This is a genomic window from Luteibacter sp. P4_E6, from assembly GCF_056401535.1.
Map to the genome: position 1 here is coordinate 1 of NZ_JBFUJE010000105.1, position 10,936 is coordinate 10,936.

The window sequence follows — 10,936 nt, forward strand, 5'->3', positions numbered from 1 at the left end:
TGCCGGACGTGCCGGGGCCATATTGGCCAGCCGCTTGCAGTCCTTGTAGCCGGAAGTGCTGCCGGAGAACACGGTCTCGCCCGTGCTGCCGACACATCTATATAGGGCAGCCGCCGACGCCGGCCCCGCCAGCAGGCCCAGAAGCAGCACGCAGACGCCCGCAGCCCTTCGCAGGGCCATTCGGGAGAGCAGAAAACGGCAGGCGGGATGGCCGGCGCTTTCCCCTGGCGTCGCGTCGTGAACCATGGGCGCGAGTGTGCCCGAGCACCTATGCCCTGCCAAGGGCCAATAACGTGATCTTCCTCACGCAAGTCATTGATCCGCCGAACCCTGTGGCAAGGCGGGTGGTGGCGGCGTAAACTGTGCGGTTCGGTAACTCCCCACGAATCACGGTATCCCGGCCCATGAGCGGCAAGCTTTTCATCAAGACCCACGGCTGCCAGATGAACGAGTACGACTCGGCCAAGATGGCCGACGTCCTGCTCGCATCGCACGGTCTCGAGCTGACCCAGGACGAAGCGGAAGCTGACGTCATCCTGGTCAACACCTGTTCGATCCGCGAAAAGGCCCAGGAAAAAGTCTTCAGCCAGCTCGGCCGCTGGAAGGCGCACAAGGCGGGCGGCAAGCCGGTGCTCATCGGTGTGGGTGGCTGCGTCGCCTCGCAGGAAGGCGATGCCATCCTCAAGCGCGCACCCTATGTGGACCTCGTCTTCGGCCCGCAGACGCTGCACCGCCTGCCGGAAATGATCGAAGCCCAGCGCGCCAGCGGTAAGTCGCAGGTGGACATCAGCTTCCCGGAGATCGAGAAGTTCGACAGCCTGCCCGAGCCGCGCGCCGAAGGCCCCACCGCCTTCGTCTCGATCATGGAAGGCTGCTCGAAGTACTGCTCCTACTGCGTGGTGCCTTACACGCGTGGCGAGGAAATCAGCCGTCCGTTCGACGACGTCATCGTCGAGGTGGCCCAGCTCGCCGAGCAAGGCGTGCGCGAGGTCAACCTGCTCGGCCAGAACGTCAACGCCTACCGTGGCCCCATGCACGATGGCGACATGGCCGATCTCTCCGTGCTGATCCACGCTATTGCGCAGATCGAAGGCATCGGCCGCATCCGCTTCACCACCTCGCATCCGCTGGAGTTCTCCGACTCGCTGATCGAGGCCTACGCCAACGTGCCGCAGCTGGCCAACTACCTGCACCTGCCCGTGCAGGCGGGGTCGGACCGCATTCTCTCGGCCATGAAGCGTGGCTACACGGCGATCGAGTTCAAGCAGAAGATCCGCAAGCTGCGCTCGGTGCGCCCGGACATCTGCGTGTCGTCGGACTTCATCGTCGGCTTCCCCGGCGAGACGGATGAGGACTTCGAAAAGACCATGAAGCTGATCGAGGACATCGGCTTCGACCAGAGCTTCTCTTTCATCTTCTCGTCCCGCCCCGGCACGCCGGCGGCGAACCTTCCGGACGAGACACCGACCGTGGTGAAGCAAGCGCGCCTGTCGCGCCTGCAGGCGGCGATCAACGAGAACGCCCGCAAGATCAACGAAGCCATGGTTGGCAGCGTGCAGCGCGTGCTGGTCGAAAAGCCCAGCCGCAGGGACCCTAACGAACTGTCGGGTCGCACCGAGAACATGCGTTTCGTGAACTTTCCGGGCCACCCCCGGATGATCGGCCAATTCGTCGACGTGGTGATCACCGAGGCGATGTCCAACTCCCTCCGCGGTCGCATCCGCCTTGACGAAGAGGTCGCGCTCGCCTCGTGAATGCCATGAGCCAGCTTATCCAGCGCGACTTCTCGCTCGAACCCGAAGACAACGTCCGGCTAGCCAACCTGTGTGGACCGCTCGACGAGCACATCCGCCAGATCGAGCTGCGCCTGGGCGTGGAAATCGACCATCGCGGCGCCACCTTCCGCGTCATTGGCGACGAGCTCACCGCCCGCGCCGGCGAGAAGGTGCTGCGTGCGTTGTACGCGGCGGCCGAGCACGAAACGCTCAACGGCGCGGTCATCAACCTGCACCTGGCCGAGTCCGGTATCGACGCGCTTGCCGACCAGGCCGCCGAATCGGCGCAGGAAGTGGTGATCAAGGTGAAGCGCGGCGTGATCAAGGGCCGCGGTCCCAACCAGGCCCGTTACCTGCACGCCATCACCAGCCACGACATCAACTTCGGCGTCGGCCCGGCCGGTACCGGCAAGACCTACCTCGCCGTGGCCAGCGCCATCGAGGCGCTCGAGAACAACCGCGTGCAGCGCGTGCTACTGGTGCGTCCCGCGGTGGAAGCCGGCGAAAAACTCGGCTTCCTGCCGGGCGACCTCAGCCAGAAGATCGACCCCTACCTGCGCCCGCTGTACGACGCGCTGTATGAGATGGTCGGCTTCGAGAAGGTGGCCAAGCTGATCGAGCGCAACGTGATCGAGATCGCGCCGCTCGCCTACATGCGCGGCCGCACCCTCAACGATTCGTACGTGATCCTCGACGAAGCGCAGAACACCACGGTCGAGCAGATGAAGATGTTCCTGACCCGCATCGGCTTCGGCTCGGTCGCGGTCATCACAGGCGACGTCTCCCAGGTGGATCTGCCGCGCAACATCCGCTCCGGCCTGCGCCATGCGATCGAAGTGCTGCGTGGTGTCGACGGCATCAGCTTTACCTTCTTCACCTCGCGCGACGTGGTGCGCCATCCGCTCGTGGCCAAGATCGTCCGTGCCTACGAGGCCTTCGAACAGAAGGACGAAGCGCGTTGAGCAAGCTCGATGTCGCCGTAGGCTATGCCGCGCCGCGCAAGGGCGTGCCGGCCTCGGCCAGTTTCCGCCGATGGATCGAAGCCGCTTTGAAGGGAGCGCGTCGCCGCAAGGCCAGCGAGGTGTCGATCCGCATCGTGGATATCGAGGAAGGCCAGGCGCTGAACCTGCAGTACCGCGGCCGTGACTACGCCACCAACGTGCTCTCCTTCCCGGTGGAGCTCCCGCCGGGCGTGGATCTGCCCCTCATCGGCGACCTGGTGATCTGTGCGCCCGTCGTGGCCCGCGAGGCCGCGGAACAGGGCAAGAAGCCCGCCGACCACTGGGCCCACCTGACCATCCACGGCACGCTGCACTTGCTTGGCTACGACCACATCGACGAGGCCGAAGCCGAGGCGATGGAGGCTTTGGAGACCAGGATTCTGGCCGGCYTGGGCATCGCAGATCCGTATATCGAAGCCTCCCCCGCTCGGTAGGAGCCGATTCATCGGCGATAGGGTGCTCGCGGAAACCTGGCCCGCTGGCGCGGGATCGCCGATGAATCGGCTCCTACCAAGCCGCCTTCCCCTGAACCGTCACAAGATTTCCGTTAGACTCCTCATTCCGCCCATTCGGGCCGAATATCAAAGAGTAATGAACGAGGACCCTGGCAGTACCAACGGCCCAACTCACCGATCCTGGTGGGACCGTCTGGGCCACATGTTTTCCGGCGAGCCCCGCAACCGCGACGAACTGATCGCAGAACTGCGTACCGCCCAGGCCAATGGCCTGCTATCCAACGACACCCTGACCATGGTCGAGGGTGCGATCAAAGTCACCGAACTCAGCGTCGACGATGTCATGGTCCCCCGGGCCCAGATCGTCAGCCTGCCCGTCGATGCGCCGCTGCCGGACATCCTGGCCGCCGTCGTCGAATCCGGTCACTCCCGCTTCCCCGTGCACGGCGAAGACAAGGACGAAGTCCTTGGCATCCTGCTGGCCAAAGACCTGCTGAAGTACTTCGGCCAGAGCGAGTGTGGCGATGTACGCGCCCTGCTCCGTCCCGCGGTGCTCATCCCCGAATCCATGCGGCTCAACGTGCTGCTGGCGGAATTCCGCCTCACGCGTAACCACATGGCCCTGGTGGTGGACGAGTACGGCGGCGTTGCCGGCCTCATCACCATCGAGGACGTGCTCGAGCAGATCGTCGGCGAGATCGACGACGAGCACGATGACGAAGAAGATCCGATCCTCGCCACCCAGCTCGACGACGGCGTGTTCGCGGTAAGCGCGCTCACCCCCATCGCCGACTTCAACGAGGTGGCTGGTGCGCACTTCTCCGACGAAGAGTTCGACACCATCGGCGGCATGATCACCTCCGAGTTCGGCCACCTGCCGAGCGTGGGGGAGGAAATCACCATGGGCGACTTCGTTTTCCGCGTCACCGAAGCCGACGATCGCCGCGTGCTGCACTTTCACGTTACCCGTGTCAGCGGTAACGGCAACGGAAATAACGGGGCCTGATGCGTTACGTCCTTTGGCTGTTGGCAGCCCTGTGTTTCGTTCCGGCCGCCCACGCGGGCATCGTGGACGCCCCGGCTGCCAACCTCGAAATCTCGTTGATGACCTACGGGCCCGGCGATATCTACTGGGAACGCTTCGGCCACGATGCGCTGGAAGTGCGTGACACCGTGAGCGGCGAAGCCATCGCCTTCAACTACGGCGTGTTCGACTTCGACCAGAAGGGATTCATCCTCAACTTCGCGCGCGGCATCATGGCGTACCGCATGGATGCGGAGACCACGCAGTCCGACGTCGAGTTCTATGCGGGCGAAGGTCGCTACGTGCGTCGCCAGCGCCTCGCGCTGGACGACGAGCAGAAAGACAGCCTGCGCCGCTTCATGCTGTGGAACGTGCAGCCGGCCAACGCCGGTTACAACTACGACTACTACGCCGACAACTGCACCACGCGCGTACGCGATGCGCTGGACGGCGCACTCGGTGGCGCACTCCACCGCCAGCTGCGCGAGCAGCCGGGTGGCATGACGTTCCGCGAACAGACGGCACGCCTGATGAGCAACCRAGCCTGGCTGATGCTCGGCATGGACCTCGGCCTCGGCCCCTATGCCGACCAGCCGATGAACGCGTGGAAGGAAGCCTTCCTGCCGATGGTGCTCGAAGAAGAACTGCGCCACGTGCACGTCGGCGAGGGTGCCGACGCGCGACCGCTGGTCGCCCAGGAAGACACGCTCGCGCAGAACAAACTGGATCCCCCGCCGGAGCAGGCGCCCGACCTGCGCTGGCCACTGCTGATCGCCGGCCTGCTATGGGCCATTCCGCTGGCCCTGCCCGCCTTTACCCGGCATCGCGTGGCCCGCGGCATCTTCGTTGCCGCGGGCACGCTTTTCACCGTGTTTGCCGGCGTGGCAGGCCTGTTCATGCTCGGCCTGTGGACGCTGACCCTGCATCGTTCCGCCTGGGGCAATTTCAACCTGCTGGCCTTCCAGCCGTTTGCGTTGCTGTTGCTCCCGGGCATCTGGCGCCTGCGCGTGGCCGGTCGACAGATCGGCCGCCTCGCACCGCGTGTCACCGCGCTGTCCGCCGCGGCCTGCGTCATCGCCCTGCTGCTGCACCTGTGGCCCGAGTTTCCGCAGCAGAACATGCCGTGGTTACTGCTCGCCCTGCCGTGCTGGGCCGCGTTGTTCGCCACGTTCTGCCGTCGCCACGACTGAGCTTGCCGGTGCCTCGCTATTTGCGAGGCACCAGTTTCTTCAACGCGGTCCACAACCGCGTGCGCAGCTTCTCGTTCGCCGGCACCGCTGCCGACTTGACCAGTTCGGCGATGACCGCGTCCCCGCTTTCGAAGACATAGCCCACGTCGCGCAGGTAGCCTGCGCCCCAGGTTTTCAGCTGGTCGATATAAGCCACGCCGGCGTCGAACTTCGCCTGCGTGATCAGCTCGCCTTCGAGACCGAACATACGAAGCAGGTGGGCCTTGTCGCCGCAGAGACCGCTGTTGAGGGTGAGCACCGGGATCACCGGCACGCGCATGGCGACATTCCGGTACCAGAGGTTGAACTCGTACGGCCGCCGATGCAGGGCGTCAGGACGGTTGCGGTCCGCCCAGTGCGCCTTCGCCTCATGGAAGAATTGACGCATGTAGTAAAAGTCGTGCGCCCGCCGGACGAACGAGGCCAGCGCATCGATGGCCGAGAACACGATGCGACCGATGGCACTCGAAGCGCCCGCCGTCACGCCCTCCGCCACCAGTTGAGCTCCGCCCTTCAGGGACGCATAAACATTGCCGGCCAGCGTGAGGTCCATGGCGCGCTTGATGCCGTCGATGGTGGTGGTCGGCGTGCCGGGAAGGACGTTCACCTGCTTGCCACGCGCGTGGACGAGATAACGCTGGCACCCCRTTTCCAGGGCATCGATCACACCGGACGCCGTAGTCAGGCCGCTGAGCACGAAGGGCTGTGCCTGCGCAGCCGCGGCTTCGGCGATGGTCCGGGTCACCTCTTTCATCAGCGCCGGGCGTGACGCCCAGATACCCGCGGCGGCGGCCGCGAGCGGCACCGCGGCACCCGTGCCACCGGCGAGCTGCTCTTGGGTAGCCCCGGCGATGAGGGTAGCCATGCGTTCCAGCTCAGTAGCAAGCTCATCGCGCAACGCGCCCTCTTCCGGCGTCACGTTGGCAGTCTCGGAGCGCGATGACAGACGCGCGGCGTCGATGTCGCGGACGGCTTCATTGGCGCGGATGGCACGGTCGAGTGTCTCGGCCAGTCTGGCGGGGTCGTTCTTTCCAGGCGGCACGACGGGTTTCACCGGCGTGCTGCCGAGCAGGTCGAGGACACCATCGGTGCTGAAGGTGAAACGGTCTTCGTCGCAGGCGACGTTGGCGAAGAGATAAACGATGCCGAGGCGGGCATGGACCATTTCCTCGGTCATGAAGGCCGGGATGCCATTGGCCTCATCGGTGTCATGCGGTGGTTTCTGGGGGGTCAAAGTCACGATACGCTCCTTGTGATCATGGGTTTTCCTGGGTACGGAGCTGCCAGGGAGAATCGCAAGATGTGGCGATCCGGCCGCTTCGACTCCGCCCCACTACCCTAGGGACCCGGCTCGGCAAGCGAAATCCGGCCGCGACTGAATACCCATCCGGCCCCGCCCGATCTGCCTTTGCGATTTTTCTGAATCCGCGATTGCCCCGTCACACAGGGGGCGGCATCATGCCCGCCATGGCCTCCGTCTCGATTCTCCCCGAACCCGTCGCTCCGCCCGTTTCCAATGGCGGCATGGTCGTCAATTGCGTCGCCTACCGTAACGATGGCCGTCGCATTGGGGACATCACCATCGACGCGATCAGCGAGGTGCTCAAGGAGCCCGACACCTTCGTCTGGGTTGGTCTCCACGAGCCCGACGAAGCGCTGCTGCTGAAGCTGCAGGACGAATTCAACCTGCACGACCTCGCCATCGAGGACGCCCAGCTCGCGCACCAGCGCACCAAGATCGAAACCTACGGCGATTCCCTCTTCATCGTCGCGCAGACCGCCCAGCTCGTCGGCGGCAACATCGCCTTCGGTGAAACGCAGATCTTTGTCGGCCAGCGCTACTTCGTCACCGTGCGCCACGGCGCGTCGCTCTCGTATGCGCCGGCACGCCGTAACTGCGAGCAATCGCCCGAACTACTCGGCATGGGACCGAGCTACGCGCTTTACGCCGTGCTCGACTTCATCGTCGACAACTTCCTGCCGATCGTCCGCGACTTTCGGGAAGAGCTACACGAGCTCGAGAACGACATCTTCGCCGAGACGTACAACCGGCAGACCATCAAGCGGCTGTACGACATGCAGCGCGAGCTGATGACGCTGCGCTTGGCGGTCGTGCCGTTGCAGGACATCGTGGCGCAGCTGACGCGCCTGCATCCGCATCTGATTCACGATGAACTGCGGGCGTATTTTCGCGATATTTACGATCACGTGTTTCGTGTGAACGAGTCGATTTCCGCGATGCGCGAGATGCTTGGCGCGGCGATCAGTGTGAACCTTGCTCTCGTTACCTTTGGACAGAACGAGGTGATGAAGAAGCTTGCCGGTTGGGCAGCTATGTTGGCGGCGCCTACCTTGATCACGAGCTGGTACGGCATGAACTTCGCGCACATGCCCGAGCTGCAGCAACCCTGGGCCTACCCCGCCATCACCTGCCTGGTAGCCTGCGTCGTCGGCATCATCTTCATCGCCCTAAAACGCAACAAGTGGTTCTAGCCAAAGCGCGCTCTTGTAGGATCCGATTCATCGGCGAACGGCACTAGCGACCACCCCCCACCTTACCCTTCAAAACCTCAGTCGCCTCCCCAAGCGAATCCACAGAGATCGAAATCCTTCTCCTGGCCGTCTTGATGATCAGGTGGGGCCCACCCTTGCCCCCACGAATCAGCGTGAAGGAAACGATGTCCTTGTAGTCGAGCCTCGCCGTCCTGAAAGCACCGTAGGTCAAATGGTCGTCGAAATACTTGAGGGCGAACCGGTCTGTCCACACGCAGCCGGCAAATCCAAGACCTGCCGCGCCTCCGGCGAACAGCAAGCTTGATGCCGTTACCGGGAAGCACCTATCACCCGACATCACCGCCGTAAGGCCTACGAGGGCGGCGGACGTGAATACCCACATGAAAGTCCGGCTGCTCGTGGAAAAACGGAACTCGGAATGTTCCTTACGACGGGGCTCTCTCAGCCGCGCGGAGATGAGACAGAAAGCTGCCGACACGAGAGCAGTCAAGATCGAAAGAAGGATGGTTCTTAGCATTGCGAGGCTCGATGACTTGCGGCTAATAAGATGGGCTCCAGTCCCGCTCGACATATTATCCCGCACTGATCACGATCGCTTGTTCTGAGATGCGGCACCGCTAAAATATGCCACCTGCGCCCGTCTCCAGATGCACAGGGGGCTACTAGCAAAAAGGAAGCTACGTATGAGCTCACTGGACGCCGAGCACTACCTGCTCGACGTAAAACTCCGCCGGGACCGGGTGCCCTCGTTCGACGTGTATCCTTTCTGCCTGCCCGCCGTAAAAAACCTCGGCACGCTGAAGCTCCACCCCAAGGTGACCTTCATCGTCGGCGAAAACGGCAGCGGGAAGTCGAMGCTCCTCGAAGCTATCGCCACGTCCTGGGGATTCAATCCTGAAGGCGGCACGAAGAACTTCAACTTCGGGACGCGGCGGTCGCACTCGGAATTGCATGAATCCTTGACGCTGGTCAAAGGCATCAAGCGCGCCAAGGATGGATTCTTCCTTCGAGCCGAGAGCTTCTTTAATGTCGCGACCGAAATCGATGCGCTAGGTGTCACCGATTCCTACGGCGGCCGGTCACTTCACGAGCAGTCGCATGGCGAGTCGTTCTTCGCGCTGATGACGAACCGGTTTGGTGGGAACGGGCTTTACATCCTGGACGAACCCGAGGCTGCGCTCTCGCCTTCGCGGCAGTTGGCGATGCTGGTGCGTATGCATGAGCTGATCGCCAAGAACTCGCAGTTTATTATTGCGACGCACTCGCCGATCTTGATGGCTTATCCGGATGCGGACATTTATCAGATTGATGAGTCGGGGCTGGTGAGGACGGCTTATGAGGAGACGGAGCACTTCCTAGTGACGAAGGCGTTTTTGGGGAATCCGGGGCGGCAGTTGGCGCTACTCCTGGAGTGAACTGAACAGCGCGCAGAAATCGACACGACCAAATAACTTAGCCCAAGACCTGGCAAAACGGGTACCCACGACCATCCGTCCCGTCGAAGATGTATTGCCCTAACGCGCAATCGCTGCTTCTGAGACCCGCTACCGCCAGGATTTCGCAATCTGCCCTGTGTAAGAGCCGATTCATCGGCGAAGGGTGCTAGCAACAAGGAAGCTATCGCGTGAGCTCATTGACCGCAGAACACTACCTCCTCGACATAAAGCTCCGCCGAGACCGCGTCCCATGCTTTGAGACCTACCCCTTCTCGCTCCCCGCCGTGAAGGAACTCGGCACGCTTAAGTTCCACCCGAAAGTCACCTTCATCGTCGGCGAGAACGGCAGCGGGAAGTCGACGTTGCTGGAAGCGATCGCCACCGCCTGGGGATTCAACCCCGAAGGGGGGACGAAGAACTTTAACTTCGGGACGCGCCAGTCACATTCAGAGCTGCATGGGTTTTTGACTCTGGGGAAGAGTGTGAAGCGGGCGAAGGACGGCTTTTTCCTTCGCGCTGAGAGCTTCTTTAATGTGGCTACGGAGATTGAAAAGCTGGATGCCGAGCCGGCCAACGCACCGCCCATCATCAACTCCTATGGGTACAAGTCACTTCACGAACAGTCGCACGGGGAGTCTTTCTTCGCACTAATGATGAACCGATTTGGGGGGCAGGGGCTCTATATCCTTGACGAGCCAGAGGCGGCGCTCTCGCCTTCACGGCAACTGACGATGCTCGCGCGAATCCATCAGCTCGTGGGTATGAAGTCGCAGTTCATCATTGCAACGCATTCGCCGATCTTGATGGCCTATCCGGATGCAGATCTGTATCAGATCGACGAGACGGGCCTGGTCCGGACAGCTTATGAGGACACGGAGCACTTCTTAGTAACGAAGGCATTCTTGGGAAATCCCAAGCGACAGCTGGCGTTGTTGCTTGAATGAGCCCTTCGCGAACGTGCACCAGCTACTTAAGACCATCAGGCCTTAGATGCGGGTGAGCGTGGTACAGAGGCATAAGGATTTCGCTGTTTGCATAACCCATTACATAGGCCGCACCACGACGATATTTCGTGAACTCCTCATCGCTACACTCCTGCTGAATGAGCTGTACGGACTCCGCCATTCGTCGGCAAATATCCAACATAAGTTCGCTTATATGTTTCGCTACAGTCTCGTCATTGATCATCGTTGTAAATCCTTTCGTCGAAATGATGGGGCGAAGCTAACGCCCCGCCTTACTGTGTTTCCTCGCACGACCCGACATGCCAAGCAAACATCTACACACCTAGGACATATGCCGAAGAAATGCTGCAAGCATCTAGCGAGACGCACTTTTACTCGGTTTCCAAGAGCGTCTCGCCGACCAAATATATAGTCACTATGATAAGACCCCACCAAATGGCCTTACCTGTCGTTTCCGGATCCGGCGGAGGGAACGCAGGAGATTCGTCAGGCTGAGGCAGCGGGGTGCCGCCAGGGCCGCAGCCATGAGCTTCAATG

At 62.1% G+C, this 10,936-nt stretch carries 11 protein-coding genes; 8 read left to right on the forward strand and 3 right to left on the reverse strand.

Annotated features, from left to right (window positions below; all coding sequences use genetic code 11):
- Window positions 1-246, reverse strand: a 246-nt coding sequence (locus AC1DT2_RS08880) for a DUF4124 domain-containing protein (RefSeq protein WP_477295901.1), incomplete at its 3' end; no start/stop codon positions are given.
- A gap of 158 nt (window positions 247-404) precedes the next feature.
- Here AC1DT2_RS08880 and miaB point away from each other — a divergent pair.
- The 5 genes from miaB to AC1DT2_RS08905 all read left to right on the forward strand — a co-directional run bounded on the left by miaB (window position 405) and on the right by AC1DT2_RS08905 (window position 5,445).
- The gene (miaB, locus tag AC1DT2_RS08885) at window positions 405-1,754 is read left to right on the forward strand and encodes a tRNA (N6-isopentenyl adenosine(37)-C2)-methylthiotransferase MiaB (RefSeq protein ID WP_477295902.1); all 1,350 of its coding nucleotides are present in this window, start codon (window positions 405-407) and stop codon (window positions 1,752-1,754) included.
- 5 nt (window positions 1,755-1,759) lie between these two features.
- Window positions 1,760-2,737, forward strand: a complete 978-nt coding sequence (locus AC1DT2_RS08890) for a PhoH family protein (protein ID WP_213947845.1) — start codon at window positions 1,760-1,762, stop codon at window positions 2,735-2,737.
- Window positions 2,734-3,210 (forward strand): rRNA maturation RNase YbeY, encoded by a 477-nt coding sequence (gene ybeY, locus AC1DT2_RS08895; protein WP_477295903.1) that lies wholly within the window; start codon window positions 2,734-2,736, stop codon window positions 3,208-3,210. The genes AC1DT2_RS08890 and ybeY overlap by 4 nt, the downstream gene beginning before the upstream one ends.
- Before the next feature lie 157 nt (window positions 3,211-3,367).
- On the forward strand, window positions 3,368-4,237 hold the full coding sequence (locus AC1DT2_RS08900; RefSeq protein WP_213947843.1) for an HlyC/CorC family transporter: 870 nt from the start codon (window positions 3,368-3,370) through the stop codon (window positions 4,235-4,237).
- Entirely contained in the window at window positions 4,237-5,445 is a 1,209-nt protein-coding gene (locus AC1DT2_RS08905; RefSeq protein WP_477295904.1) for a lipoprotein N-acyltransferase Lnb domain-containing protein, read from the forward strand. Before AC1DT2_RS08900 ends, AC1DT2_RS08905 begins: the two co-directional genes overlap by 1 nt.
- A 16-nt stretch (window positions 5,446-5,461) precedes the next feature.
- Here AC1DT2_RS08905 and AC1DT2_RS08910 read toward each other — a convergent pair whose 3' ends face one another.
- Window positions 5,462-6,724, reverse strand: coding sequence for a hypothetical protein (locus AC1DT2_RS08910; RefSeq protein ID WP_477295905.1), 1,263 nt, complete (start codon window positions 6,722-6,724; stop codon window positions 5,462-5,464).
- Between the two features lie 227 nt (window positions 6,725-6,951).
- Here AC1DT2_RS08910 and AC1DT2_RS08915 point away from each other — a divergent pair, with 227 nt between their 5' ends.
- Complete coding sequence (locus AC1DT2_RS08915; RefSeq protein ID WP_063572860.1) at window positions 6,952-7,977, forward strand: magnesium and cobalt transport protein CorA; 1,026 nt, start codon at window positions 6,952-6,954, stop codon at window positions 7,975-7,977.
- 43 nt (window positions 7,978-8,020) lie between these two features.
- On the opposite strand, the gene AC1DT2_RS08920 is transcribed toward AC1DT2_RS08915, so the two are convergent.
- The gene (locus AC1DT2_RS08920) at window positions 8,021-8,380 is read right to left on the reverse strand and encodes a hypothetical protein (protein WP_477295906.1); all 360 of its coding nucleotides are present in this window, start codon (window positions 8,378-8,380) and stop codon (window positions 8,021-8,023) included.
- A gap of 301 nt (window positions 8,381-8,681) precedes the next feature.
- Here AC1DT2_RS08920 and AC1DT2_RS08925 point away from each other — a divergent pair, with 301 nt between their 5' ends.
- A complete protein-coding gene (locus AC1DT2_RS08925) occupies window positions 8,682-9,413 on the forward strand; it encodes an AAA family ATPase (RefSeq protein ID WP_477295907.1) in 732 nt (243 codons plus the stop codon).
- A gap of 209 nt (window positions 9,414-9,622) precedes the next feature.
- The gene (locus AC1DT2_RS08930) at window positions 9,623-10,378 is read left to right on the forward strand and encodes an AAA family ATPase (protein ID WP_477295908.1); all 756 of its coding nucleotides are present in this window, start codon (window positions 9,623-9,625) and stop codon (window positions 10,376-10,378) included.
- Window positions 10,379-10,936: the final 558 nt, after the last annotated feature.

Excerpts from the sequence above, each read along its gene's own strand:
- AC1DT2_RS08915 (WP_063572860.1), top strand. The coding sequence starts at position 6,952 with ATGGCCTCCGTCTCGATTCTCCCCGAACCCGTCGCTCCGCCCGTTTCC.
- AC1DT2_RS08900 (WP_213947843.1), top strand. The coding sequence starts at position 3,368 with ATGAACGAGGACCCTGGCAGTACCAACGGCCCAACTCACCGATCCTGG.
- AC1DT2_RS08920 (WP_477295906.1), bottom strand. The coding sequence starts at position 8,380 with ATGTGGGTATTCACGTCCGCCGCCCTCGTAGGCCTTACGGCGGTGATG.
- AC1DT2_RS08890 (WP_213947845.1), top strand. The coding sequence starts at position 1,760 with ATGAGCCAGCTTATCCAGCGCGACTTCTCGCTCGAACCCGAAGACAAC.
- miaB (WP_477295902.1), top strand. The coding sequence starts at position 405 with ATGAGCGGCAAGCTTTTCATCAAGACCCACGGCTGCCAGATGAACGAG.